Source organism: Streptomyces sp. NPDC104831, from assembly GCF_055583025.1.
This window is the reverse complement of record NZ_JBVJOT010000054.1, coordinates 7,246-33,888: the sequence shown is the minus strand read 5'-3', so window position 1 is coordinate 33,888 and position 26,643 is coordinate 7,246. Positions and strand designations below refer to the sequence as shown.

18 protein-coding genes and 1 pseudogene are annotated in these 26,643 nt (G+C 71.4%); 7 read left to right on the top strand and 12 right to left on the bottom strand.

Annotated elements, in window-relative coordinates; translation table 11 throughout:
• Positions 1-26 precede the first annotated feature (26 nt).
• On the bottom strand, positions 27-1,214 hold the full coding sequence (locus ACZ63H_RS30285) for an MFS transporter (RefSeq protein WP_469870500.1): 1,188 nt from the start codon (positions 1,212-1,214) through the stop codon (positions 27-29).
• Positions 1,215-1,269: 55 nt separating this feature from the next.
• On the opposite strand from ACZ63H_RS30285, the gene ACZ63H_RS30280 reads away from it, so the two are divergent.
• Complete coding sequence (locus tag ACZ63H_RS30280; protein ID WP_469870498.1) at positions 1,270-2,013, top strand: AraC family transcriptional regulator; 744 nt, start codon at positions 1,270-1,272, stop codon at positions 2,011-2,013.
• Positions 2,014-2,064: 51 nt separating this feature from the next.
• Here ACZ63H_RS30280 and ACZ63H_RS30275 read toward each other — a convergent pair whose 3' ends face one another.
• On the bottom strand, positions 2,065-2,250 hold the full coding sequence (locus ACZ63H_RS30275) for a hypothetical protein (RefSeq protein ID WP_469870496.1): 186 nt from the start codon (positions 2,248-2,250) through the stop codon (positions 2,065-2,067).
• A 240-nt stretch (positions 2,251-2,490) separates the two neighbouring features.
• Between ACZ63H_RS30275 and ACZ63H_RS30270 the strand changes: the two genes are divergently transcribed.
• A complete protein-coding gene (locus ACZ63H_RS30270; protein WP_469870494.1) occupies positions 2,491-3,033 on the top strand; it encodes a hypothetical protein in 543 nt (180 codons plus the stop codon).
• Here the strand turns inward: ACZ63H_RS30270 and ACZ63H_RS30265 are convergent.
• The 3 genes from ACZ63H_RS30265 to ACZ63H_RS30255 all read right to left on the bottom strand — a co-directional run bounded on the left by ACZ63H_RS30265 (position 3,021) and on the right by ACZ63H_RS30255 (position 7,694).
• Positions 3,021-3,812 carry a hypothetical protein gene (locus tag ACZ63H_RS30265; RefSeq protein ID WP_469870492.1) on the bottom strand — a complete coding sequence of 264 codons (792 nt, stop codon included), beginning with the start codon at positions 3,810-3,812 and terminating at the stop codon, positions 3,021-3,023. The genes ACZ63H_RS30270 and ACZ63H_RS30265 overlap by 13 nt on opposite strands.
• Positions 3,813-4,956: 1,144 nt before the next feature.
• Positions 4,957-6,003 carry a hypothetical protein gene (locus ACZ63H_RS30260; protein ID WP_469870490.1) on the bottom strand — a complete coding sequence of 349 codons (1,047 nt, stop codon included), beginning with the start codon at positions 6,001-6,003 and terminating at the stop codon, positions 4,957-4,959.
• Positions 6,004-6,041: 38 nt separating this feature from the next.
• The gene (locus ACZ63H_RS30255; protein WP_469870488.1) at positions 6,042-7,694 is read right to left on the bottom strand and encodes a DNA/RNA non-specific endonuclease; all 1,653 of its coding nucleotides are present in this window, start codon (positions 7,692-7,694) and stop codon (positions 6,042-6,044) included.
• 362 nt (positions 7,695-8,056) lie between these two features.
• On the opposite strand from ACZ63H_RS30255, the gene ACZ63H_RS30250 reads away from it, so the two are divergent.
• Positions 8,057-8,350 carry a hypothetical protein gene (locus ACZ63H_RS30250; RefSeq protein ID WP_469870486.1) on the top strand — a complete coding sequence of 98 codons (294 nt, stop codon included), beginning with the start codon at positions 8,057-8,059 and terminating at the stop codon, positions 8,348-8,350.
• 365 nt (positions 8,351-8,715) lie between these two features.
• Here the strand turns inward: ACZ63H_RS30250 and ACZ63H_RS30245 are convergent, their stop codons facing one another.
• The 3 genes from ACZ63H_RS30245 to ACZ63H_RS30235 all read right to left on the bottom strand — a co-directional run bounded on the left by ACZ63H_RS30245 (position 8,716) and on the right by ACZ63H_RS30235 (position 14,933).
• Entirely contained in the window at positions 8,716-10,941 is a 2,226-nt protein-coding gene (locus tag ACZ63H_RS30245) for a trypsin-like serine protease (protein ID WP_469870484.1), read from the bottom strand.
• Between the two features lie 14 nt (positions 10,942-10,955).
• Positions 10,956-11,462 (bottom strand): hypothetical protein, encoded by a 507-nt coding sequence (locus ACZ63H_RS30240; protein ID WP_469870482.1) that lies wholly within the window; start codon positions 11,460-11,462, stop codon positions 10,956-10,958.
• Between the two features lie 162 nt (positions 11,463-11,624).
• On the bottom strand, positions 11,625-14,933 hold the full coding sequence (locus tag ACZ63H_RS30235; RefSeq protein WP_469870480.1) for an ALF repeat-containing protein: 3,309 nt from the start codon (positions 14,931-14,933) through the stop codon (positions 11,625-11,627).
• Between the two features lie 743 nt (positions 14,934-15,676).
• On the opposite strand from ACZ63H_RS30235, the gene ACZ63H_RS30230 reads away from it, so the two are divergent.
• The 3 genes and pseudogenes from ACZ63H_RS30230 (at position 15,677) to ACZ63H_RS30220 (ending at position 17,926) form a co-directional block, all read left to right on the top strand.
• On the top strand, positions 15,677-16,654 hold the full coding sequence (locus ACZ63H_RS30230) for an AraC-like ligand-binding domain-containing protein (protein WP_469870546.1): 978 nt from the start codon (positions 15,677-15,679) through the stop codon (positions 16,652-16,654).
• A 19-nt stretch (positions 16,655-16,673) separates the two neighbouring features.
• Positions 16,674-17,580: pseudogene (locus tag ACZ63H_RS30225) on the top strand (IS110 family RNA-guided transposase); the annotation flags it as partial.
• A gap of 151 nt (positions 17,581-17,731) precedes the next feature.
• Entirely contained in the window at positions 17,732-17,926 is a 195-nt protein-coding gene (locus ACZ63H_RS30220; protein ID WP_469870478.1) for a hypothetical protein, read from the top strand.
• A gap of 430 nt (positions 17,927-18,356) precedes the next feature.
• On the opposite strand, the gene ACZ63H_RS30215 is transcribed toward ACZ63H_RS30220, so the two are convergent.
• The 4 genes from ACZ63H_RS30215 to ACZ63H_RS30200 form a co-directional block, all read right to left on the bottom strand.
• Positions 18,357-21,623 carry an FG-GAP-like repeat-containing protein gene (locus ACZ63H_RS30215; protein WP_469870476.1) on the bottom strand — a complete coding sequence of 1,089 codons (3,267 nt, stop codon included), beginning with the start codon at positions 21,621-21,623 and terminating at the stop codon, positions 18,357-18,359.
• A gap of 1,298 nt (positions 21,624-22,921) precedes the next feature.
• Positions 22,922-23,641: a DUF4232 domain-containing protein gene (locus ACZ63H_RS30210; protein WP_469870474.1), complete on the bottom strand. Its 720-nt coding sequence runs from the start codon at positions 23,639-23,641 to the stop codon at positions 22,922-22,924.
• A gap of 307 nt (positions 23,642-23,948) precedes the next feature.
• Positions 23,949-24,587: a response regulator gene (locus ACZ63H_RS30205; RefSeq protein ID WP_469870472.1), complete on the bottom strand. Its 639-nt coding sequence runs from the start codon at positions 24,585-24,587 to the stop codon at positions 23,949-23,951.
• 8 nt (positions 24,588-24,595) lie between these two features.
• Entirely contained in the window at positions 24,596-25,798 is a 1,203-nt protein-coding gene (locus ACZ63H_RS30200) for a sensor histidine kinase (RefSeq protein WP_469870470.1), read from the bottom strand.
• 151 nt (positions 25,799-25,949) lie between these two features.
• Here ACZ63H_RS30200 and ACZ63H_RS30195 point away from each other — a divergent pair, with 151 nt between their 5' ends.
• On the top strand, positions 25,950-26,537 hold the full coding sequence (locus ACZ63H_RS30195) for a VanZ family protein (protein WP_469870468.1): 588 nt from the start codon (positions 25,950-25,952) through the stop codon (positions 26,535-26,537).
• Positions 26,538-26,643: the final 106 nt, after the last annotated feature.

Below are 26,643 nucleotides of genomic sequence, written 5' to 3'. Positions count from 1 at the left end.
ACGCGTTCTCACTGGCCGGCGTGGGTCTACGCGTCTTGTCGTGCGGTTGCGGGCGCGGGTGAGACGGTCTGAGTGCCGGCGGCGGTGGGTTCAGGCACGGTGCGGAAGAGGAGCCAGCTGAGGGCGGGCATGGCGATCAGGGGGGTGAGGGCGGTCTTCAGGGTGGTGGTGTCGGCGAGGTGTCCCAGGAGGGGGCTGATGAGGCCGCCGATGCTGACGGTGAGGCCGAGGGTGATGCCGCTGGCGGTGCCGATCCGGGAGGGCAGGTAGTCCTGGCCGAGGGTGACCTGGAGGGAGAAGGGGACGTAGAGACCGGCGGAGGTGAGGGCCACGAAGAGGAACATGGCGGGGCCGGGTGTGTAGATCACGCCGGTGACGGCGGCGATGGAGAGCAGGTAGGACCAGCGTGAGACGCGGACGCGGTCGTAGCGGCCTGCCAGGGAGCCGCCCAGGACTGAGCCGACGGCGCCGCCCAGGAACAGTAGGAACAGTGCGGTGGTGCCCGCGGTGGTGCTGCCTTGCATGCGCTGCTGGGCGTAGAGGGAGATGAAGGTGCTCAGGCCGGTGAAGACGATGGAGCGGAAGACGACCGCGAAGGACAGCTTCACGAACGAGGCCACGTCGTCCGCGCTGGGAGGCGTCTGGGTCTTGGCCGTTTCGGTCTGGGGGCGGGCGAGCATCCGCAGGACGGGCACGCACAGGGCAGCGCCGGCGAGCGCGGGCAGGACGAGGACGGGTGTCCAGTGCAGGGAGCCGTGTCCGATCGCGGCCGCCACCATGAGCGGGGCGAGCGCGAAGCCGATGTTGCCGCCGAGGGAGAACCAGCCCATCGCGCTGTGACTGCCCTGGCTGGCCTGCCGGGCCACGCGGGCGGATTCCGGGTGGTAGGCGGCCACGCCGATTCCGGAGACGGCGACGAAGAACAGGGTGAGTCCGTAGGAGCCGCTCAGGCCGCTGAGCGCGATGCCCACCCCGCCCAGCAGGGTGCTGACCGGCAGCAGCCACGGCATCGCCCACCGGTCGGTGAGCAGCCCGAACAGCGGCTGGGCCACCGACGACAGCAAGGAGGCGGCCAGCACGATGCCGGAGGCGACCGCGTAGGTGTAGTCCCGTTCGGCCACGAAGAACGGGATCAGCGCCGCGACGGCGCCCTGGTAGATGTCGACGCAGGCGTGCCCCACGGCCAGCAGCGCCATCGATGTGTTCCTTCGCATCCCACCCATGCTGGAAGGACCACCCGGTGTCGCGCTTTCGATAGATTGACAAGTGATGCAGAAAATCCGCCACACCCCTGTTGCGCCGACCCGGACCCAGCGCCTGGCCCCAGGCGGCGAGATCGACGCGCACCGCCACGACGACCACCAGATCGCCTACGCCAGCCGCGGCACCATCGCGGTGACCACCGACGCCGGCTCCTGGATCGCCCCCGCCACTCGCGCGCTCTGGATCCCCGCCGGCACCGTCCACCAGCACCAGGCCCACGGCGAACTCGACCTCCACCTGGTCGGCCTGCCCACCGCCGACAACCCCCTCGGCTTGGACAAACCCGCCGTCCTCGCCGTCAGCCCGCTCCTGCGCGAACTCATCGTCGCCTACACCCGCGACCCCGACAACGACACCGCACCCCACCACCGCCTGCGCGCCGTCATGCTCGACCAGCTCGCCCTCGCCCCCGAACGCCCCCTGCACCTGCCGGCCCCCACCGACCCCCTGCTCCGCGAACTCCACGACATCTTGTGGGCCGACCCGGCCGACAACCGCCCTCTCGACGACCTCGGACGCCAGATCGGCGCCAGCCCCCGCACCCTCTCCCGCCGCCTCCGCAACGACCTCGGCCTCACCTACCCGCAGTGGCGAACCCAGATCAGGCTCCACCACGCCCTGATCCTCCTGGCGGACGACACCCCCGTCACCACCGTCGCCCACCACTGCGGCTGGTCATCAGCCAGCACCTTCATCAGCGTCTTCAGCCGCACCTTCGGCCACACCCCCGGCACCCGCCCCACCACCTGACGAAGACCCCAGCCGGCGCGTGAGCCGTCAAGGCCCTTTGTCAGACAGGCCCTAGGGCGCCTCCTCGGGAAGCGCCTTCAGAGTGGCGCCCGGCGGACCGAACGGCACCACGGGGAGTTCCGCGGCGGCAAGAGCCCGCCAGTGAGCCGCGAGCCGCTCGGCGGCGACGGCGGCGACGGCGGCGACGGCGGCGACGGCGGCGACGGCGGCGACGGCAGGAAAGACCTCGTCGTTCATACGCCGACGCTAGACGCGGCACCTCCGACACCCCCGCCCGCGGAGCCCATGATCACCCGTACGAGCCTCCCGTGGCTGCCTCCGCCCCAACTGCTACCCGCCTTCCCCGCCACTCAGGCCGGAGACAGTGATGTCACGGCAGTCCCACAGGAAAGTGTCGAGGCGGCGCCCGTGCCCGAATGTCAGTGCCTTCCGGCACGCTACCTGTGCAGCCGCCATCGCAAGGAATGAGCACGATCCATGGCCGACGCACAGGACCGACACGACATGGTGAAAGACATGACCGCGTTTGCCGCCCAACGGCTCGAGGACGACTGGAATACCGCGGAGGCCGCCGGGCACGGCGTGCAATTGTCCGCCGAAAAGCGCACCAGTCACCTGGCCGTGGGATGGACCCGCCTGCAGACGCAGGACAATGTCCGTCTGGTCTACGACGTGCGCTTTTGCCGACGCTACAGCCCGCACGCGATCCTGGCGGAGATCGAGCGGAGATGCCGGCTGCTGGAAAGCGGCGACGAAGGCACTATCAGGATCCTCTTCAGGAGTGGTCGGATCACCCGCGGTTCGCCCCTCACTGGCGGCTCGACCTCTCTGACGGCCGTCTGCTGGACCGGCTCCGCACACAGCGCACGGCCTGACACACCGGCCACAAACCGCACGGCACGCCCCGGCCCCGGGGGCGAGGCCCACCTGAGCCATCCGGGCCGTGGAGCGGCGGGAGCGGACGGTGTGGCCGGGCGCCGCGTGCGCAGCAACCCGGCCACACCCGCTCAACTGGCCTGAGCGGCGCCTGCGGTAGCCCCGGAATCCTGACCGGTCACCGCGGAAGGCGTCTCCGCAAGCTGCCCGGAGGGCTGCTCCTGGGCCTTGCCCGCGGCCGTGTAGAAGACAGCCGCGCCCTGCTTGGAGCGCTCCGCGTGACCCTTGGCCACCAGATTCTCAAGGGTGTTGCGAATGACGGTCGCCTTGACGTCGCGCTCAGGGTGAGTCTCGCCGAGGGCGGCGACGATCTCCGCGGCCGAGCGAGGTTCGTTCGTCCCTGCAAGGTGTTCACGCACCAGGTCCACCAGGGTGGGCTGCTTGTCGGCCTTCCCCTTGTCGGCCGCACCCCCGTGCGTCTGCGTGGCCGTCTTCGCCTTGGCTTTCGGCTGTGCCTCCGCCTGCGATTCGGCGTTCACCTTGGCCGGGCTGGTGGCGGCGGCCGACTTCTTCTGCCGGCTCTGCTTGGCCTTGCCGGACCCGGATGCGGCAGACCGAGAGGCGGTCGACCTCGGGGTGGTGGCTCCCGATGCGCCGGAGCGGGCGGCGTTCTTCCGGGGGGCCGGAACAGCTGTGGTGGCGGGCGCCGCAGGGGCCGGGTCCTGGAGCGTGAGGCCGAGCGCCTCCCGCATGGTCACCAGCACAGCGTGGTCCCGCTGCAGACCGGCCAACTTCTCCTGCAGGGCTTCGATTTCGGAGCTGATGCGTGCCTGCTCCTGCTCATTGTTTTCGAGGTCGGCCGTGACTGCGGTGGCGTACTGCGATGCCAGTTCACTGAAAGGCGCTGTCGCGTTCTCGGGCATATAGTTGAACCTTTCCTCGGCAGCGGCGGACCGCCGCGTGCGTGAGCCGGTTGGGCCGCGAGACTATCCCGAAACACTGCTGTCCAGCCGACTTCCATGCTGCTATGTGCCGCGGCTCGGGCTGATGTACTCGCCACCCGGCAGGAGACGCACGGCATTGCCGAACGAGTCCGGGACGGGAAATGCCGACGCTAAGGCGGCCGTTGGGCGCTTCAGCCCTGATGCTCAGGCGGGCAGGAAGGGATGTCGGCTGACGCTCCGGGCTTGCCGGGCCAGAGCAGGGACGTGGGGCGCAGGGTGGTGACGGCGGTCCCGCCGCTGCCGCAACCTCCTGCGTCGCACCCGCCGCTTCGCGGGCGCCCGCATGCGCGCACCCGACGACGTCCGTGCACTCGCAGCCGGCGGAGGGGACTATCAGATTCATGACGTCCACGCACAGCGTCCCCAACGCATCACGCCTGGCGCCTTCTGTGACCGCGGTGCCATACGACCGCCATCACGCCCGCCGCCTGACCCGCGCTCTGCACACAGACCACCTCCGCCTGTACGGCTTCGCCGACGACCCCGCCCCGCCACCTGTTCGTTATCGCGAGCATCGGTGACGAGCCCGGTCGGCTGCGGCGGGGTACGCCTCCGTGATGAGCACACCACGAAGATCAAACGGATGTACCTCGCCAACCGAGTAGGCGGCCAGGGAACCGGCCGATGCCTGCTCGAAGGCCTCGAGCAGGCACGCCGCAATCTACGGGGCTTCCCACGTCATGCTGGAAACCGGACGGTGGAACACCGCCGCCCCGGCCCTGTACCACCGCGCCGGATACGTGCTCTGCCCCTCATACATTCCCGGACGCGACCAAGGGGTCAAACGCGGTCGGGCGGACGGCTTTCGAGACGGTCGGTCGTGCCGGTGCCGTGAGCAGTGAACTCCTGTAGCCGTGCCCCCAGTACGGTGTTCGTCCCTCGGATGCGTTCAAACCATTCAAGATCATCTACGGGAGGCGGGGGTATGCCGGTCCGGCGACCTGGCCCTCAGAGGTCACCATCGGTCCCGCGGCGCCTTGGGAGACGTCCGGGGCGGAACCAATCGGGTTCGCAGTTCACGGACAGCGGTTCGGAGGTCAACCGGGAGATGATGCCGGGTCGCTCACTGGATCAGTGCGATGTGGGGATGGTCCGGGGACGTCGGGCACACATGGAGCTGGAGGTCATAGCCGCCGACGATGCCGATCAAGGTGAAGTTGCCGTCCCGGGCGCCCAGGGGAGGCGTGGCCGGGTTCGTGGGTTCCTCCTCGGCGATCCAGGTTCCGCTGCCGCCGTCCCATTCCGAGGAGGCGATGGTGAGGAGCGGGACCATCTCCTCGGTGCCGCACTCGGGGCAGGGACGGGGCACGGGGTCGGTGGGGTCCCAGCGGGTCCAGCCGCCGGTTTTCCAGCCGGGGGCGGTGGAGAGGTTGTTCAGGTAGAACTCGCCCGGGTCGTCCGCGTACGTGCTGTACCGCTCGGGGTCGAGCGTCCGCCAGCGACTCATGTCGTCGATCTGCTCTCGGAGTTCCTTGCTCAGCTCCCTGGGATGGGGATATTCGGTGACCTGCTCCGGTGAGAGAAGGCACGGCTGCGGGAGGTACTGGTCGCGCTGGACGATGGGCGGCTCGGGCGGTGCGTCGAGGATGTCGGTGACGGTGGTGGAGGATCGCCAGAAGAGTGCGGTCCGCGGGTGGGCTGCCTCCTCGTGGTCGAAGGGACACCAGAGGACCTGAAGGAGGTCCGCGCCGGACGGGCGCGGGAAGGGGACGTCGCGGGCGTAGAGCTGAGCGACGGGGAGGAGGGGGATGGGACCGTCGAACCATGGGCGGCCCGCGTTGAGCCGCTGCCAGGTCGCCAGTTCCTCGGGGGTCCACTCGGGCGCCCCGGGGTCGAGGCGCCGCCGCTCAGCCGCTGCGGCGCGGTCGCGGCGCAGGAGCCGGACGTCGTCCGGGGAGTGGACCACCGGCGCCACGCGGCTGTCGTGCGGCTCGTCGCAGTACGGCCACGGCTGAGCGGCGGGCCACAGGAGCGGCCCGCCGACGGAGCTGTCGTGCGCGGACGGGAGCCCGGGGCGCGGGTGCAGCCGGGTCGCCGTGCGCGCCAGCGGGGCCAGCTGAGGGAAGAGCGCGGTGACGTCGCAAGGCCGCGGTGGGGTGGTGAAACTCATGTCGGCTCCCGGTGGCCCGAACTGGTGGGGTCTGCGGATCAGTTGCCGAGATTGAACGTCCCCGTGTTCTGCAGGGTGTTGGTGACGTAGACGTTGGGGAACAGCTCCTCGGTCGCCCCGTTCGCCCGTTCGATGTGAGCGCTCATCGTGACGCCCACCGGGATGGTACTGTCCGCGTTCTTGTAGACGGGTGTCACCTGGTAGAAGATCGCGTCATCCGTTCCGAGGCCGGGCGTCCTGCCCTTCACCAGGTTCTCCGCAAGGGTCTCGTAGGTGCGCATGCTGGGCGTGCCCGTGTTCATACCGGACTGCCAGCAGGGGACGAGGTTGTACCGGGTGCGCTCACTCGTGCCCTGTCCACCGAGGACCTTTGCGATGAGGTGGCACCGGGCCAGACCGGCGGTTTGTCCGGTCGCCTTCTTGAACGCCTCCGCGTCCTTCCAGCCGGTGATGGGATCGCTGGTTCCGGTCCCTTCGGGGGTCTTCAGCCCCAGGCATGCCGTCGCCCGGGCCGGCCGCAGTCCGGGCTTGCCCTCGGGGTCGCTCCGGTTGACGAACGGAACCGGCTTGGTCGTGTTACTGAACCAACCACCGTCGTTGAGATGCGAGTCGTCCGGTGCGGGGTCGTTCAGGCAGCTGGCCTGTGGGCCGGTGTCCGGTGCCGAGACCGTCAGCTCGAACTCGTCGGCGTCGATCACCCGCTGGTCAGCGAAGCCGTCGGCGAGCTGTGTGTCGGCGAACCGCTTCTCGGCGGGCGTGACATGGGCCTGCACGCAGGGTGAGGCGGGGTCCAGGACATTGCCGTCGTTCAGGACGTACGTGTCCCATTCGCCGTTGTCGAGGTTGGGGATCACCTCGACGCACCGCGCGCCGGCGGCACCGCCTTCTTTCGCCTCGCCGAAGGGGAAGTCACCGCAGGTGTCGGCATTGACGAGTTCCGTCTGGGCCGTGAAGCCGCCGCACGTGCTGGCGGTGCGGCCGGCCACGCCGCTCGTCGACCGGGTCAACGGCCTGCCCTTCTTCCCCCAGGCACCGTCGAGGTTCTCCTGCGCCCAGCCATAGGCCGAGACGGCGCCGCCGGGGTCCGAGCCCGTCGTCTTCATCGGTACGACGGGCATGACCGAGGGGACGGCACAACCCGCCGGTGACGTACCTCCGACCGCGTCGTCGCAACGGATCCTGCGCGGGTTGTCCCACGAGGCGTTCGGATCGACGGCTGTGGCGCCCGGGGAGGTCACGTACATCTTGTACGAGGTGGCGAACTCCGCGGCGGCGCCCGCGGCGGGGGTCGAGGAGTACGCGACGGTGCCGCTGAGGGACTGGCCCAGGACCAGGTCCCCGCCGTACCAGGGCGCGGTCTTCGTCGCCGTGCAGCCGGTTCCGCAGGAGGCGCGGAACTTGGCGGTGAGCGCGGTGACGTCGCCGCTCGCGCCGGTCATCTTCACCGTGACCCGCTCGTTCCACGTGGTGCCCTTCGTGGGCAGTGACGCACCGGTGGAGACCTCCAGTGTGCCGCGCCCGATCTCCACGCCTTTGTCGTCGCGCAGGATGTAGAGGACGTTCACCCCGGTCACGCAGTACTCGAAGCGCTCGTACGAATAGACGCCGGGGCTGATGATGTCACAGCCGCCGGCGGCAAGACTCCGCACCTTCGCCGTGGTGCGCGCGGCCGGGGCGGGGCCGATACTCACACATACCTCGGCGGCCCCCTTCCGGCGCTCCCTCGAGCCTGCCTTGGTGGACTCGCAGTGCTCCCCGGCCCCCTCGGGGAAGGGACTGGTCCTGGTGGCGGGGGCCGGAACGTCGGACCGGGCCGAGGGGTCCACCCTGCCAACCTGCCGCGGCTTCTCGTGGGCGCCCTGCCGCACCAAGGTCATGCCCGTTGTGGTGAGCACCACCGCCACCATGGTCAGCACGGCGAGCACGGCCGACCGGGCACGTCTTCGGGCTGCGCCTCCGGGGCGTATTCGGGCGTCGTCTCTGGGACGGATCTCGTGCATGTTCGTCAGGTCTCCCTTCTCGTCTGGGGGTGGGTGGGGACGCCGGACGTACGGTGCCCCGGGCAGGCGGCACCGGCGCCATCGCCGGTCTCGGCGAGCCCGGCGACCGCTGCGGCTCCGGTGTCGCCTTCACCGATCTCTCCGGCGTCGGCCGGCCCGAGCGGGCCGACGGCGCCTGCTACGGCGGCACCACCATCGGCACCCTCTCCAGCACTCGACTCGGCACCGTTCCCGCCCCGTGGGCCGCGACCGCGCGCCGGCTGCCTCCAGCCGCCGATCGCCGAGAAGTGGCGGAAGCACCTGCCCGGCGTCGGCGGAGGGGCAACTCGTCGGCCGCGGCGGGCTGATCACCGGCGTCACCGGCGAGGTGCGGACCCACCGATCGGGGTCCGTGCCACCGAGGCTGCCGCCGGATCATCTCCGCCGTCACCGCGGTTCTGGTAGTCATGGCCGAACGGCGGGTCCGCTCGCTCGACACCGTCCGTTCGGTGGCGGGGTGGTGAAGGCGCCGAGCAACGGCTGGACAACCTCACCGCGAGCGGCGGGCTCGAAGGCCCGCCGGAGGCGGCAAGGCGTCCAGGTCGGCATCGATGCGGGCAGACGGATCTCTCTGCACGGCGACGGCCGGCCGTTCAAGGCTTCGGAGGGCCCGCCGGCAGTCGACCTCTCGGCGCCCTAGCGGAGACCGCTGGAGGCCTGCGGCTGCGGCGAGTTACCGTGCCACGTGGCCGAAGCGGTCGCCCGTGGCCGGGAGGCCGCCGGTGCCGGGCTGGTAGGTGGTCGTCTGAGCGATCGTGCCGCCGGTCACGTTGGACATCGGCAGGATGTGGAGCGCCCCGTGGCCGGAGGGACCGTAGGGCATGCCGACGTACAGCCTGGTGGCAGTGAAGTGGATGTTGTGGCCCATGTACTGGTCGGATCCCGGGGTGCCGGGGATGCCGACCATGCCCGCCTGGATCCAATGGTCGGAGTCGCCGGGCGTGCCGAGGAGCGAGAAGGTCTGGATGGCGCCCGCGTCGGTGGCGGTGTCGATGTCCTCGCCGGGGATGCCGACGGCGATCCGCATGGTGGCTGCGGTGCTTTGCGCTCGCGGTGCGGTGTTCACGGCACTGACCTGGTCGCCGAAGTGGTCGTTGGGTTCGGCGGCGCCGGTCACCGCGTCGTTGCCGGTTCCTTGCCAGAGGCTGTTGAGTTCGCCGAAGGTGTTGGCGGCGGTGAGGTGGACGACGACTACGCGGCCGGCCTCGGCCTGGTCGACGTTGTTGACGCCCAGGCTTTCGCCGGGTGAGCCGATGGCGAGCACCGACTCGGTGGCGGCCGCGGCGCCGGACGGGCGGTAGTCGGCCATGGACAGTGAGGCGCCGAACTTGTCGCCGGTCTCGGAGCCGCCGCTGATGATGTCGGAGTCCTGGTCGATGCCGTGCAGAGGGGTGGGGATGCCGTCGGTGTTCACCTTGTGGTCGAAGATCCACACAGCGCCGGCACCGGCATGACCGTTGATGGCCTCGTTGGGGGCGCCGATGGCGAGGTGGTTGCCGTCGGCGGCGACGGTGGTGCCGAAGCCGTCGTTGGCCTCGTTTCCGCCGGGAACGGTCGAGCTGTCCTGGGTGATGGAGGTGTTGGTGTTGCCCCGCAGGTAGAAGGCCATCCCCGCCTTGGCCAGGCTGCCGGAGCTCTGGCCGGGAACGCCGATCAGCAAGTACGGCTCGCCCTCGGCGGTTCGGCCGGCGGCGACCGAGTGGCCCATGCGGTCACCGGTCTGCGAGGCCGCGGCGGCGATGGCTCCGGAGCCGGTGCCCTGCTCCAGGTGGAGGGTGGCGGTGCCCGTCCCGATGCCGTTCCGGGCGCCGTAGAGCACGTCGACCGTGCCTGCGTCGCTGGCGCTGCCGAGGTCTTCGGCGGGGGTGCCGACGACGAGGTCGGTGCAGCCGTCCTCGTTGTGGTCGACGGTGTCGAGCACCTCGCCGAACCAGTCCTCCGGTTCGGCGCCGCCGGGCACCCAGCCGAGGTCCTGGGTGATCTCGGCGGTGCCCTTGCCGCCGCCGTAGACCACCCGAATCAGACCTGCCGCGGCCTTGCCGCCGACAGTCGCCTTGGGGTCGCCGATTGCGATGTCCTCGATGCCGTCGCAGTTCAAATCGGTGACGGGGGCGGCGCTCAGCGTGGAGTCCATCCACGGCGCCAGGTCGTCGACACGGGTGACGATCCCGCTGGTGCGGGTCTCGGCCGCGTCGGTGCCGAAGCAGCCGCCCTGGTAGGATCGGCTGCTGAGGGCGACCAGCTGGTGGGTGCCGTTCGTCGTGCGGATCACGGGGCCACCGGTGTCGCCCATGCACACGCTGGCGCCGTCCTTGCCGGTGTACGCGGCTGTGGTGGCGGCGGACGCGTCCACCGAGAGTGCACCAGTGTGCAGCTGCAACGGCGCCCATTCGGTGGCTGTCCGCCCATATCCGGCGAACTGCAGTTCCTCGCCCGTGCCGGGCGCGGAGGAGGCCAGGGCGATCGGAGCGACTTCGGTGACGGGCCGGGACAGGCGGGCCAGCACCAGGTCGCGGTCGGTGCGCGGCACCAGTTCCACGATCTCACGCACGGCGCCCTGGCTCGTGGTCAGGTCGGGGCGGCCTATGGTCGCGGTCGCTCTCAGGTGCGGTTTGCCGGAGGGCACGGCGAGGCTCTGCTCGGGGTCGCCGACGAAACAGCTCGCCGCGGTGAGCACCCACTCGCGGTCTATCAGCACGCCGGAGCAGCCGCGTGTGGCGTCGCCGATGTCCAGGCGGGCGGTGTAGCCGTACGTGCCGGAGGATTCCGCGGGGCCGGTGACGGCGTGCGCGGACGGAGTGCTGAGCGAGAGACAGGCCGCGAACAGCGCTGCGGCCGATGCGACGCGGACGACGTGTCTGCGGTGCCGGGTGGAACCGGTGTGGTGGGAACGGGACATGGCGCGCAGCCTCCTCACTTGCTCGTACGGATCTCAAGCAGGGCGAACTCGCGGCTCTGCGGATCGGCGGACTCGCCCACCGGGGTCCAGGTGTCCTTGGCAACCTCGATGTCCTGGCGGGTGCTGTCCGCGGCGGTGAGGGTGACGTCGGCGGACTGGGCGGCGGCGCCCTTGACCGCGTACACCGAGGGGACCTCCAGAGTCAGCAGGCCGGAGGTGCCGATGACGCGGAAGCAGAACTGGCCCTTGCCCCGCGCCCATACCTCCAGCTGCCCGGTCCCGGCGGCGCAATCGGCCAGCAGGATGTGCCCGTCACCGCGCTTGAGCAGGATTCCCTTCTCCGCCTTGATCTTCTCCGCGCCCGGGTAGGCGAAGTTCTCCACCGCGTAGCCGGGTTGGTCGTTGACGACCGCCCTGGTGGATGGCGCCGGGACGCCGGTGGGGGTGGTGAGGGCGAAGAGCGCGGCGGCACCGGCAGCCGCGAGTGCACCGGTGGCGACGATCCGCCGTAGAAATCTCATGGAGGGGTCCTTGCGTGTAGGGGAAGTGAAGAGAAGCGCTGGGAGTGAAGAGTGCTGAGCCCACCGGGCTTCCCGGTGGCATGCGGAGTTCGCGTGCGGGAGGCGGGGCGGCAGGTGGTCGCGTTCCCGCAGATACGCGACCACCCTTGGGTTGCGGGCCGTTCAGGCCGCCAGGACGTACTCCAATTCCTTCTTGGCGAGTCTGAGGGGCCTGTATCCCCCGCGTGTGACGGTGGCCAGGGCGAAGTCGCCGAATGCTCTGCCGAATGCCGAGCTGCCGAAGCCGTACTCGATCCCGGTGAGCCCGGCCTTCAGCCCGCTGGCCCCCATCGCGATAGTGGAGGCGACCCCCGCCACGGTTCCGGAGACGGGTGCGGTGGGCGGTGCGACGACGGCGACCACGGTGGCGCCGGCAGCGACGACGCCCGCCCCGGTCTCCACCCAGCCGGCCACCTTGATCCAGGTGCCCCTGTCCTGCCACCAGTGGTCCTTGTGCTTGACCCGGTCGTTGTCAGGCGTGTCGGAGGGGTTGACGTTGTTGTCGCGGTCCTGCTGGGCCTTGCGCTGCGCTTCCAGCGCCTGCCTGCGCTGTTCGTCCTCCCGGGCTTTCAGCCCGATACGGTGGGCGTCCCGGGCGGCGGCATCGGCCTCCGCGGCGCTCCTGCCCGCCCTGATCTGGTCCTGGCGGGCCTGCTCGGCCGAGGCACGGGCCTGGCGCGCGGAGTTGTCCGCGTTCTCGGCCGCTTCCAGGGCACGATTGGCAGCGTAGTTCGCGGTGCGCGCGGCGGCACGGGCGATCGTGGCGGCGGACCGGGCCTTCTCGGCAGAGGCCTTGGCCTCCGCGGCGGCCTTGTCCGCGATGTCGGCGTTGCCGCGGGCCTCGGCAGCGGATGCGGCGGCGTTCCGGGCGGATGTCTGAGCGGCGGTGGCCCACTTCTCCGCCTCAGCCGCGGCCTTGCGTGCCTCGGCGGCCACCTTGGACGCCAGCGCGGCGTCCTGCTGTGCCTCGTGAGCGACGCGGGCGGCTGCCGCGATCGCCCCCTTCATGGCCGCGACATGGGCGTTGGTGTCGAGGTCCAGTTGCGCGGCGAGGTAGCGGACCTTCTCCAGGAACTGCCGGCGCATCCAGGCCGGGCCCTCCATCGCGATCTCGCCCAACACCCGCAGGTACGCTTCGGCGCCGTTGAGCAAGGCGGCGATCTTGGCCCGGTCGTCCTCCATGAGCAACTCGGGGAACTCGACGTCGAGGAAGTGTTGCAGCGCCTGCGGGGTGCCGTCGTTCAACGCGTCCTCCGCACCCTTCCGCACGGCGGGTCCGGGATTCTCGTTGATGATCTTCACGATGGCGCGCCGATTGTCCTCCTGCGACGCCTTGACGCGTCCCGAGGTGTTGAAGTCCCCCACAGCCGTCGAGCTGTTGCCGGCCAGCACCTGCGCGGCGGCCTCGGCGACGGCGGGGCCGCCGACCTGCGCCAGATAGAGGGCGGTCTCGCGGTCGTCCTGGGCCTGTGCCAGGGCCCGGTCGAGGTCGATCCAGCTGAGGACGGCATCGTCCGTACCGGCCAGGGCGAACTGTGCGGCCTCGCGGGTCCAGGTTCCGCTCGCCTGCAACAGCCCCACAGCCGCCTTGCGGCCCGTGACGGCGGCCAGCGCCAGGTCACCCGCGCTCAACGCCCGCTCGGCTTGGCCGAGGAGGTCTAGGATCTCCTGGTTGATCTGCTGGATCTGGTTGATCCTGCCCGCGTAGGCCGTGAGCGTCTCCTTTTCGGCGCGGGCGAGTTCCTGGGCTTCCGCGATGCCCTCCTGGCGCTCCATCTCCAACTGGGCCGCCTCGGCCTCACGGGCCTTGGCCTCCACTTCGACAGCGTCCGCGACGGCTTTGGTGGCGGTGTCGGCCGCCTTGACCGCCTCGGCCGCGTGCGCGGTGGACCTGTTGGCGAAGTCCCGGGCCTGGCCGGCATACTTCACCGCCTCCTCGGCCGCGTCCGCGGCCTTGTCAGCATGCACGGCGGCCGAGTCGGCGGCCGCGCGCGCGGACTGTGCCGCGGCGGCGGCAGCGTCCGACAGGGCGTCAGCCCTCGACGCGGCATCACCGGCCTGGCGAGCCGCTGAGGAAGCGATGGCCGCCTGGCGGCGCGCCTGCTCGGCCGCACGGCGCGCCTCGCCCGAAGCGGCGCCGGCCTCGGCAGCGGCTGTGGCCGAGGCATCCGCCGCACCAGCAGCCCCAACAGCGGCAGCAGCGGCCCGCTTGCCCGCGGCCTTGGCGCGTCCGACCTCCTGAAGGACCTTGTCCAGCCCTGCCACCATCTCGCGGGCCCTGGCCGCGGCGTTGCGCGCGGAGACCGCCGCGTTCTTCGCCGCCTCCGCCGCGTTGGCGTCCTTCGAGGCGTCGATCGCCGCCTTGTACGCTCGCGACGCCGCGGACGCCGCCTTCGACGCGGCATGTTGGGCGGCCGTGGCCGCCCGCGTTGCCAGTCGCGATGCCTCCGTTGCCACCTGGGACGCGCGCACCGCGGTCCGCGCCGCGTCCGCCGCGCCCTGCGCCGCGGACATCGCGTGACGGGCCGCAGCCGCAGACTTGCGCACGTCCTGCTGGGCTGCCCTGGCCTCCTCCGCGGCTTTCTCAGCGGCCTCTCCGGCCTTGCCCGCCGCGGTGATCGCCTGCTCGGAAGCGGTGACGGCCATGTCCGTCTGGGACTGGGCGATGCGGCCCGCCCGGGCCACATCCGCGACCAACTCCTCGATCCTGGAGGCCTCCTGGTCCCGGGCACGGGCGATATGCTGACCCACCTCCAGGAACCACTCGACATCGCTGTCACTGCCGCTGAGCGCGCGCGAGGCGTACTTGCGCGCCTCCGGTCCGGCCACGGTCATGGACTTGGTGACTTCGACGCGCATGTCCTCGGCACGGGCCGTGAACTGGCCTTCGGTCAGGAAGGTGTGCAGTGTGGCGGGCGTGCCGTCGTTCAGCGCCGCCTGTGCGGACCGGGTCAGGGCTTGGCCTCCCTCGTTCATGACCGTGGTGGCGGCCACCCGGTAGTCCTCCAGCACGGACGGCTTGAAGCCGTTCGCGACGAACGCCGCTATCGCCGTGTCACCGGCGTTCAAGGCCGCCACGGCATCGCGCTGCATGCCCTTCCCGGCCCCAGCCAGGAACGCCATGATCGCGACCCGGTTGTCCTCCGCCTCCACTTTCGGCAGCGTCTCGGACAAGAACAGCGCGACGTCGGTATCGCTGCCGGGCAGCGCGTGACCGGCCGCCGCTTTCGTCGCCCTGCCGCCCGTCATCCACGCCTTGACCACCTTGGCCCGCTCGGTGTCGGGGAGATCGAGACCATCCCCTGTCCCCGCGTCGCCGTCCTCTGAGGCCTGGGCCCGGGAGGCACCTGCCACCGGCAGCGCCGACGCTGCCACACCAGCCGCCATCGCGGCTATCAGGCGGCGCCGACTCCACAATGTCGTCCGCTTCATGAAATACCTCTCTGCCTACTGGGAAACGAAGAGAAGAAGAGAACAGCCGGGAAGAGTCACCTCCTCTGGGAAGGGCGGTTTTCCCTGGAGTGAAACCTCGGACGCCAGCGCCCGCCGCACGAACCGTCCGGCCTGGGACGCGGCGACTCAACGGCTCCATCCGGTTGGAGCCAGCCCGTCGCGCACACGCACACACATCGCCCGCCGGATCCGATGCCGCTCCCGACCCGGCCCGACCACATTGCCACGTCACCGGAGCAACTTGGCCCGCTGCGTGCGGGACCGCCGGACTGCCCGACCAACCGCGAGCGAGGGGTGCATGACGCGGTGAGGCGAACCTGCCTCCGGCTCCGCCTTGGTGCCTCAACTGCGGCCGGCACCGCCGGCGCCGCATGTGTGCCCTTCACAGGCATCGCGATACAGACCCGCGCCGGGGGCGTCCCGGCCGTGCGGTGCGTACCGGCTGATCAGTGCCTTGATCAGACGTTTCATCCGTCCCCCCGTGGCAACGCGGCGTGCCTGTCAGCTCTTGCGTGACGTCCGCCGATTCTTGCCGTCGACGGGGAAGTCCACATCAGCACACAGCGACAAGGACTTGGCAACGAGCGCCAGTCAGCGCCAGTCATCCCGCGCCTCCCACACCTCCCATGGCTGACATCGGTCTGTAATTCGCCTGTTCCATGAGGATCATGCGCGCGCACACTGTTGACGACCACCCGCCGCGTACACGGGAGATGCGCATCATGACGACCGTGCTGGACACCTCTTTATTGCCGACTGCGCAAAGAACCGCCGCCTGGGCCGAGACGTCGGCGCTGGCCCTGGTGACGACGCGGTTCAGGTTCCCCGAGCCCGAGCGCTTCAGTGCGCGCATCCGGGCAACGGAGCTGGGCGCCACCCAGTTGTCCGAGATGTCGTACGCGCCGTTGTTCTCCTACCGCTCCCCCAGGCTGATCCGCGAGTCAGACCCCGAGCTGTACCAACTGGCCGTCATCACCTCGGGCCGGCAGAACATCGAGCAGGCCGGCCGCCAGGCCTCGCTCGGCCCGGGAGACATCGTCCTGTACGACAGTTCCCGCCCGTTCGAGGCAGCGGTGGAGGCAGGCTCGGAGCCATCGGGCTCTCTTCTGCTGCAGTTTCCCCGTGCCCTGCTGCCGCTCCCCGACAACATGGCCGCGTCCGCCTGCGGAACGGTGCTGAGAGTCTCCAACGGTCTGGCGCACGTCCTCCGGCAGACGCTCCGTGCAGTGGCCGACGCAGCGGGCGAGCTGACCGACGGCGAACGGACCAGGACGGAGACAGCTCTCGTCCATCTGGTTGCCGCCGCCGTCGCCGGGCACACCGGGCACGCCTCGGGTCTTTCCCCGGAGTCCCGCACCCAAGTGCTCTACCGTGAGAGCCTGGTGTTCATCACCCACAACCTGCACGACCCCGGCCTGAAGCCGTCCGTCATCGCCGCGGCCCAACACGTGTCCACGCGAACGCTGCATCGCGCGTTCCGCGATCACGACACCACGGTGAGCGACGTCGTCCGCCGCGAGCGGATCACCCGTGCTCGTCGGGACCTGGCCGATCCGCTGCTCGACGTCTGCCCTGTGAGCGTGATCGGTGCCCGCTGGGGATACGTACGAGCCTCCGACTTCACCCGTGCCTTCAAGGCCGCGGTGGGCATGACCCCCACGGCATACCGCGCGGCGGCCCAGGCCACCGCCCCGCTCTGACCGGAACAACCACACAGCGGGAATGTCCCACCCCGACGCCAAGGACGCCGCGGTGATCGCGGACGCTGCACGGACCATGCCGCACACCCTGCGCTCGCTTCAGCTGACCGACGAGATCACCGCCGAACTGACCGTGCTGGTGGGTTTCGACCAGGACCTGGCGGCCGAGGCGACCCGCACCTCCAACCGGATACGCGGCCTGCTCACCCAGTTCCACCCCAGCCTGGAGCTCGTCCTGGGCCCGCGCCTGGACCACCCGGCGGTGACCTGGCTGCTGGAACGCTACGGATCCCCGGCCAGCTAGCGAAAGGCCGGTCGCCGCAGGCTCGTTGAGGTGATCCGGCCCAGGGCTCCACGCATGGCCCAGCGGCTGATCGACGAGGTTTTCGACGCGCTCGACGAGCAGACCGTCGTGGTCCCGGGCACCGCCATCCTCGACCTCGTGATCCCCTCCCTGGCCCGTTCACTCGCCGCCGTCCACGAGCAACGACGGGCCCTGGAAGCACAGATCGGACAGCTGCTGGAGGCTCACCCTCTTTCCGCGGTCCTGACCTCGATCCCGGGAGTCGCGGTCAGGACCGCCGCCACCTTGCTGGTCACCGTCGGCGACGGCGCCAGCTTCCCCACCGCCGCTCACCTGGCCTCCTACGCCGGCCTAGCCCCCACGACCAAGTCGTCCGGGACATCGAGCCACGGCCAACACGCGCCCAGAGGCGGCAACCGGCAGCTCAACCGCGCGATGCTCCTGTCCGTGTTCGCTTCGCTGCACGATCCCGCCTCCCGCACCTACCACGACCGATGTCGGGCCCGTGGGAAGACCCACACCCAGGCTCTTCTCCGGCTGGCCCGCCAGCGGATCAACGTCCTGTTCGCGATGCTCCGCGAACGGCACCTTCCACGAACCCCGAACCCCACGTCTCGCTTGACCAAAGACATAGAGGCCCCCCGCAGCCGGCAGAGCACGGCTCGCCGGGGCGCGGGCCGTACAGGGCCCGGCCGCCGGGCCACCGCACAAGCCCGGCGGACAGGGCGACGTCGCTGTCGACTTCCCCGGCCCGCCCGTCGGTGGCCTGGGCCATGCGCAACCCGGTGGTGACCTCGCCCGTCGTCGGGGTGACCAAGCCGGCCCAGCCGGCCGACGCGGTCGCCGCGGTGGACATCGAGATCGACGAGGACGAGGCAGCCTACTTTGAGGAGCCCTACCAGCCGCACGATGCCTTCTACCTGGAGGATTCCTTCTACAAGTCGCGGCCTGTGGCGGGCTCCCGGTAGTCCGGGCCACCCCCGGGCCTTAGACGACTCCCTGGCCTCGGCCTTCACAGCCCTGTGGTGGGCCCAGCGGTGCCTGCGGGCGGTCGCGCACGACTGCGAGGTACGCACGCTGCCCGTCAGCGCGGTGAGCAGGATGCCCGGCGATCTGTGCGGGACGGTGGACGGTGCCGGGGAGACTTTGCCGAACTCAAGGTGGCGGAGTTCCTTGGACGCGTGCCACGGGTGAACTCCGTCGGATCACACGAGGGCGCGGACGGGTCTTCGCTGACCGTGGCCGCCACGTCTTTTCGACGGTGCCCTCATCGTGAAATTCAGGTGATTGTCCCGCCGGCGCACCACGCGGCACGCGCCCTGGACGGGGGTCGTCCAGGGCACGTGCAGTGTCATTGTGGTCGGCCGGCTTCCGTGCGCACCGGCGTGGGGCCGGACGTCAGGCGGGGTCTCCTCCCAGGTTGAGCCAGCCGCGCACGGATCCGGAAGCGGCGAGCACCAGGTAGTCCGCCTTGCCGTCGCGGTCGATGTCCGCGAGCCGGAGGGCTTCGCGGGAGGCACCGACTCCGACGGCGTAGACGCCCCGGTTGATCCAGCCGCCGTGGCCTTCGCCACCGTTGTTGAACCAGGCCCGGATGACACCCGACTGATCAACCGTCAGGTAGTCGTCGCGGCCGTCGCCGTTGACGTCGGCGAACCGGACGGAGTCGCGCGTGGCCCCGTCGACGCCGGCCGCGTAGGTGCCCCAGCTCGACCACGAGGGTTTGCCGCCGTTGCCCGGCGTGTTGCGCCAGGCCCGCACTGATCCGTTGTCGGCCACGACCAGGTAGTCGTCCCGGCCGTCACCGTCCAGGTCGGCGAAGCGGACCTCGCGGCCCGGGGCTCCGACGCCTGGGGCGATCTCGCCCCAGGCGCTCCAGGAGGGCTTGCCGCCGTTGCCGGGCGTGTTGAGCCACGCCTTGACGGCGCCGGTGTCCTGGAGCACCAGGTAGTCGTCCCGGCCGTCACCGTTGACATCCGCGAAGCGGACCTTCTCGCCGGGCTCGCCGGTGCCCGGTGCGATCTCCTGCCAGCCGTTCCAGTGCGGGACACCGCTGCCGGAGGGGACACCGTCGCTGAGCCAGGCGTCCACCGAGCCGTCTTGGTTGACGCGTACGTAGTCGCTGAAGCCGTCGCTGTCGACCGCGGCGAAGTCGTACGCGTAGGCGGTTCGCTCGGCGTAGACGACGCCCAGGCTCCTCCAGGAGGGCTTGCCGCCGTCGCCGGGGGTGTTGCGCCAGGCGCGGGCGGTTCCCTCGTTCGTGACGGCCAGGAAGTCGTCCCGGGCGTCACCGTCGAGATCGGCCCAGGTGATCTCGTAACCCGGGACTCCGGGCACCGCGGCGATCTGTCCGAGCGAACTCCAGGAGGGCTTGCCGACGTCGCCCGGGGTGTTGCGCCAGGCGCGGACGGTTCCCTCGCTCGTGACGGCCAGGAAGTCGTCCCAGCCGTCACCGTCGATGTCGGCGAAGGTGATCTCGGAACTCGACACGCCGGGCACCTGGGCGATCTGGCCCCGGCTGCTCCAGGACGGCTTGCCGCCGTCACCGGGCGTGTTGAGCCACGCCTTGACGGCGCCGGTGTCTTCGAGCACCAGGTAGTCGTCCCGGCCGTCACCGTTGACGTCGGCGAAGACGATCTGGTGGTTGGGGGCGCCGACGCCCGGGGCGATCTGGCCCCAGCTGCTCCAGGACGGCTTGCCGCCGTCACCGGGCGTGTTGAGCCACGCCTTGACGGCGCCGGTGTCCTGGAGCACCAGGTAGTCGTCCCGGCCGTCACCGTTGACGTCGACGAAGCGGACGTTGTCGCCGGGCTCGCCGACGCCGGGCGCGATCTCCGTCGCACCGGACCAGGACGGCTTCCCGCCGCTGCCGGCCTTGTTGTACCGGGCTGTTACGGCCCCGTTCTCCTGCATGGTCAGACGGTCGTCCCGGTGATCCCCGTCGATGTCGGCGAACTCGACCCGGCCGGGGCCGTCGGCCGGAGTGCCGGGCACCGAGATGACCTCTCCCACGTTCCGCCAGCCGCCGGCGGCGTCCGGCTCGCAGGTACCGCCGCCGGGGGCGGGACCGGTGGCAACGGGGTCCTCGAGCCAGCCCCGGTCGACGGCGTCGTAGATGCTGTCGCGGAAGGCGGCGCTCATCTTGGCGTAGCCCTGGTCGCTGGGGTGCAGCTGATCGGCGAGGTCCTGCGTGGTCACCCGGCTCATGTCGGTGAGCAGGACATGTTCGCCGGCGTCCTGGCGCTGCCTCACCAGCTCCGGGATGTGACTGTTGTACTCGACGATCCGCGGCTCCACCTCGGGTTTGGTGGAGGGCACGATGGTCGCCACCGCCACCACCGCGCCGGGGGAGGCCGCGAGGAGCTGGTCGATCAGCCGGCCCAGTCGTGCCGGGGCACCTGCGACGTTGTAGTTCTGGTTCATGTCGTTGGTTCCGGCGTGCAGCAGGATGATGTTCGGCCGGTAAGCCGGTACCGAGCAGGCGGCCACGTCGGATATCTGGTCGATGCGCCAGCCGGAGTGCCCCTCATGGCGGGGGTCCGGGAGCTTACCGGACCGCATCGTCCCGACGAATTCGAGCGTGTGGCCCGCCACGTCGAGATCGTCCCAGAGTCCGGCACGGTAGCTGGATCCGGTCGAGCTTCCACGGCCTTCGGTGATCGAGTCGCCCAACGGCATCACGCGCATGGAGTGGGTGAAGCCAGGTATCGACTGGGCAGCGGTCCGCATGTTGTTGCGCAGGTTCGTCTGGACCAGCTCGATCCATTCCCCGAGGGATCCCATGGATGCCGCCCCGTTGCCGCCGATGAGCCACCGCAGGGCAGTGCCCAGGTTGCGCACCTTCGCGCCCAGGCGGGCGAACGCTTCGCCCATCTTCCCGCTCGTCACCCACGGGGCCAGCAGCTTCCCCATGGCGAGCCCGCCGGCCGCGGCGCCGAGTCCGACCAGGACAGCTGCTATCCAGGTGTCCTTCGTGATGTCCTCGCCCTTGAAGACGGCGGCCATCATGTAGCCCAGGAATCCTCCGACGAAGCCCGAGATCCCTTCGCACACCGCTACTCCCCAAGCCCCCATGAGGGGCGCGGCGTAGTAGAGGCAGGCCGCGCCCACCACCAGGGTCGCCGCGATGCCCACCACGGTGGCCGCGAAGTCCTGCCACCAGTTGGACGCCGTCGAAACCTCGCTTTCGGGGACGACGATGTCGATGCCGGTGGCGGTCACCGTGACCGTGCCGGCGATATCCGTTCCCGGACGGGAGGCGGGTTCCGGGAAGTCCGCTGCGGCTGCCAGGGTGTACAGCTCCTTGGCGACCGCCGAGAGGGAGCCGGAGCCGTTGCTCAGCTTGTCGATCGTCCGCTTCGCGGCGACCGGGTCCATGTCCTCGACGTCCATGCTGACGACCAGGTCGCCTGCCGCGGCCTCGGCGGACGCGGCGGACGAGCCGGTGGCCAGCGCGGCCGGGGCTGCGGCGGTGTCCGCGACGTCCGCCCGCCCCTCGCCACAGGTCATGCGGATTCCCGCACCGAGAGGAGTCCGCAGGGCGGCGACCGCCTGCTGGCAGGCGGACTGCCGGGCGACGTCCGCGTTCTCCAGCCCCAGCGCGGACTGCGAACCCGCGTACAGCATCAGGGAGGACGCAAGCCCGACCGCGACCAGTCGCAACACCGACCGGATGTCCCGTGGGCCTGCTTGTCTTCGGGGTCCCGAAAATCTCTTTCTCAACGTCATCCATTCCTAGTCGATCGGTCCGCCGGAGCGATGCGCGTCGCGGACCTTCCCTGCGGCCGGCTGAATCGGCGGCCGCGGGGAAGGCCCGCGACGCGCCGGCCGGGGAGGTGAGGGGAGGGTGGGGGCTGGTTCCGGTGGCTGGCCGGTGCGGGTTCCGATGCCTGTTGGGTACGGGTGCCGGTGGCCGGTGGCCGGCGTGGGTTCCGGTGGCCGGCCGCTTGCCGGCGGATCCGGTCGACGGGTGAAGTGGTGGCGTCCGGCGCTGTGTTCGAGACCGTTGCGACACGGGCGGTCCGCGGCGAAGGCCCGGCCGTGGGCCACGAACACGCCGAAGTCCGCCCGGCGCCAGAGGAAGTGGGTGACACCGGCCGGCTTGAGGAACGCGGTGCGTGGATCGGCGTGCCGTGTCCCACCTGGCACGGTTCGACGGCGGCCAGTCCGAAGGTCCGGCTCATGGCACCGGTGCGCGACGGGAACCGGAGGTGCGTCGCCGGTCCCCGCTGTTCGGTCTTCGCGCCGCCGGCTCCGTCGCTGAGCGGCGACGTGTCCTGCCGAGGGGTCTGGCCGTCGGCGGGGCGGCGGAGCCGGGCGAGAGCCGGGCTGCCGGCGCGCGGGTGGGCGTAACCGACCGGAACCCGCGGCGTACCGCACCGCTTTCCCCCGCACCGCCCCTCGCGGGCGCGGGCGATCCGGCCGGTCCGGCTCGCGGGGGTGGTCCGTGGGTGCGGGGCGGGGGCAGCGTCCGCCGGGATGGCGAGGCCGTGCCGGGCGTACGCCCGGTGTCTGCGCATGGGGGCTCTCCTGAACGCCTTCGCGCCGCGCCGGCGCAGGGGGTGAGGTGACGGTGCGGCCAGGCCGTGCGCCGTGCGGGCGCCGGCTTCCGCGCCGGTGGTCACGCATGCGGGGCGGCCTTTTCCGGCGGCGGTGCCGGAGTCGGCCGGCCGCATCGCTCCGCGGCCTGGACGGGCGGCGGTGCTCCTGCGCACCGGGAGGCCGGAGCGCCGCGCGGAAGCGCTGCGGACACCTCGGCGAGGTCGGGATGCGGCCGAGCCCGGAAGGCGGTTGCACCGCGGGCGTGGCCGGCCCGGGCATCGCAGGGGCGGGCACGGTGGTGGTGCGGGGCGTGCCACGGCCGGGTCCGGCTCCCGGCGTACCGTGGCCGCGAGGGCGGGCCCGGCGGTGGACGGGGGGACCGGGGGGGCGGGACCCGCGACCCGGTGGCCGTCCCGGGGTGTTCAGCCCGCCGGGACCGCGTCCGCCGGGTTCGTGTGCCAGTTCGTCACGACCGGCTGGTCCACGACGATGTTCCCCACGGGCAGTGAGACGGGGTGCGGGTCGCCGTCGCTGACGGACACGATGACGGTGCCGTACTCGGTGCCGCCGTCGCTGTTCGTCGTCTTGGGGTTGACGCCGGCGTAGAGCGTGGTGCCGCCGCTCAGGGTGATCTCGCCGCCGGCGGACTGCTCGGCGGGGCGGGCCTGCGTCCCTCCGGAGCCGAAGGCGACGACCGGCAACCCGCCGGGCAGCACGCAGGTGATGCCGGGCTTCGCGCTGACGCTGATCCGGAGGTAGCCGCCGGCCTGGGTCATCGACCTCGCCGCCCAGCGCAGGTCGTTGGAGCCGCAGCTCTGGCCGTAGCCGGTCTTGTCGGCGGCGCCGCCGTCGCCGGGCGTCCCGGCCACGTCCGTGCCCTTGCTCTTGCCGCCACCGCCGCCGCCGCGGGCCGTGCCCGCCGTGTCGGCGGCCGACGGGCTCTCCTGGCCGCTGCCCGCACCGCCCGTCCCGGTGGCGTCGGACGACGGCTGGGAAGAGGAGGAAGACGTCGCCGTCGAACCGGCGGTGGAGTGCGCCGAGTCGTCGCCGGTGGCGGCGGAGTCGTCCTGGCAGGCCGACAGGAACAGTCCGGCGCCGAGTACGGCGGAGACGGCGAAGGCGGCGCGGATGCGGTGGTTCATGAGGGGTCCTCTCGATCAGCGGGCACCTGGCGGCGCCCTGGGTGATTGCATTGCCTCGTCCGGTCAGCACAACGGGAGCACCGAGGGATCAGTTCGATGCGGTGGCGCCTTCAGGACGGCTCCGGCACACGGCTGTTACGGAACACACCCGAATCCGGGCGATTGTCGCCGGTTTGCCCGTAGTGGGGTCTGGTGTGAGGTGGCCGCGCGAACGGTCGGCGAGACCGCGAGGCTTACCGGGGCGTGCCGGCCGCCTCCGGTTTCCTCCGCGCGGTGCCTGGCCGGCGTCCGGGGAGGGCTGTCACCGTCACGTCCCGGGGTGGGCGTGGCCGTTCCGCCAGGCCCACGCGGCGATCTCCACGCGGTTGCGGGCCGACAACTTGCCCTGGATGTTGGTCAGATGGGTCTTGACGGTGCCCACGGTGATGCGGAGCGCACCGGCGATCTCGGCGTTGGTCAGCCCCCGGGCCACCAGGCGGGCCACGTCCGTCTCGCGCGGTGAGAGATGCGCTTCCGATCCCGCCGCGAGGGGTGTCCGCATCATCCGTTCCAGCAGCCGGACGGTGATGGAGGGGCTGATGAGCGAGTCGCCGGCCGCCGCCGCGCGTACCGCCTCCGCCAGGAGCCGGGGCCCGGAGTCCTTGAGGACGAAGCCGCACGCGCCGGACTGGAGAGCCCGGGTGACGTACTCGTCGTCATCGAAGGTCGTCACCATCACGACTCTCGGCGCGTGGGGCGCACCGGGCCGGGTCAGGGCCCGCAACGCGTCGAGACCGTCCAGGCGGGGCATGCGGATGTCCATGAGGACGACGTCGGGGCGGTGGCGCGCGGCCAGGTCGACGGCCTGCACGCCGTCCCCGGCCTCGGCGACGACCTCGATGTCGTCCTCGACGGACAGGATCATCGCCATGCCGGTGCGGACGATGGCCTGATCGTCCACGATCATGGTCCGGATCACGCGGCGTCGGCCCGGGACGGGGCGGGGAGCAGCGGCAGGCGGGCGTGGACCCGCCAGGTGCCGCCGCTCCCGGCGCCGCTGCGCAGGCTGCCCCCCGCGCCGGTCACCCTCTCCTCCAGGCCCGTGAGGCCGTAGCCGGGCGCGGCCGAGGGCCCGGCCGCTCCGTCGTTGTCGACCGAGACGGCCACGTGCCGCTCCTCGACCCCTACCCGCACGGTCACCGTGCGGCAGGCGGGAGCGTGTTTGCGGATGTTGGTCAACGCTTCCATCACCACGCGGCGGACGATGTCGGACACCTCCGCCGAAAGCCGCCCGGTGGGCCCGTCCTCGACGAGTCGCACGGACACGCCGGCGGTGTCGAAGTCCGCCACCAGGGCGCGTACGGCGGTCATGCCGCCGGGCGGGGCGAGCGGGGCGCCGGGATCGTCCGCCCTGAGCGCGCCGACCATGCGGCGCAAGGACACCAGTGCCTCCGCGCCGGTGTCCTCGATGCGCCGCAGGGCGGCCGGCACGAGGTCGGGCCGCTTGCCGGCGATGACGCCGGCGCCCTGGGCCTGGACGACGATGCCCGTCACGTGGTGGGCGACGTAATCGTGCAGGTCCCTGGCCAGCCGCACGCGCTGTTCGAGGCGGACGCGGTACTCCCGTTGCCGCCGGTCGGCCGCGACGAGCCGGGCGGTCACGGCGGCGCCGGCCACGGCCACGGCGACCAGTGTCATGACGAAGGCGACGAGGACGCTGCCCTCGCGGACCTCCACCGCGAGCGGGCGCGACACCACGCCGGCGATCAGCGCGGCCGTCCCCGCCGCCGCGGGGACGGCCGCACCGCGCCGGGCCGTGAACGCCAGGACGATCAGCAGCGCGACCGGTTCGAAGGCGCCGTACGCCGTGGACGCACCGTGGCCCGCGCGCAGGTGCAGCGCCGTGGTGCAGGCCAGCGACGCCAGCGCGGCGCCGAGGCCCGCGCAGGCCGTGACCCGGGAGCCCTCGCCGCGCCGCGCGGTCCAGGGCAGGGCCAGCAGGGCGACCGCGGCCGAGGCCGCCGACAGGCCCAGCAGCGCACCGGTGTCCGGCCGGCGGAAGGTGCCCCACCGCAGGTCGAGCTGCGCGGCGGCCACCGCGAGGCAGAACAGGGCGGGCCACAGCAGTGCGGCGGCGCCGCGCGGACGGGCCGGCGGCCGGGGTCGTCGTGAGGACATGCGATGAAGAGTAGGACAGCCCGCTCGTCGTGCCCTCTGCCGAAAGTCGTAGCGGTCGTCCCGGAGACCTGTCCTTCGCCGGATCCGCACAGCGGCCGGCGTCCGGGAGGGTGGCCATCGATGTCCTGCCGGAACCCGGAGCAACTGCCGCATGAACGTGAACCTGACCATCGAAGCGCCCTACGTCCTGGGGCCCGCCCTCGCCGTCCACCTCGGTGTGGCCGCCGTGCGGCTGCGGCGTGCGCGGCCCGGCTGGACGGGCCGGCACGTGGTGCTGCGCACCGCCGCGTGCCTCTACGCCGCGGCCGTGGTGTCGATCACGGTCTTCCCGCTGGAGGTGACCTGGGGCAGGTACGCCAACCAGATGCCGTGGCTGAACCAGATCAACTTCATCCCCCTGGTCACCGCCGACGTGACCGCCGTGCCCAACATCCTGATGTTCGTGCCGCTCGGCATCCTGCTGCCTCTCCTCACGCGCGTGAGGAGCACGGCCCGGGCCGTCGGAGTGAGCGCGCTGGCGAGCCTGTGCATCGAGTCGGCGCAGCTGCTGTCGTACGTGCTCTTCCACAACGGCCGCGCGGTCGACGTCAACGACCTGCTCGCCAACACGCTGGGCGGGCTGACCGGGTACCTCCTCGTGCGCCTCGCCCTCGGCAGGCCCGCGGTACGGGAGCGGGTGCGGCACTTCGCGCTGCCCCGGTCCGCCGCGGGCGGGCCGGTCCTGACGGCGACCGCCTGACCGGCCGGGGGGGGGGGGGGGGCGGCCCCCCCCCCCACCCAGGGGGGGCGGGGCCAGCGGGGGAACGGCGCCGGGGCCCCCCCACCTGTGTTGCACGGAAACCCCA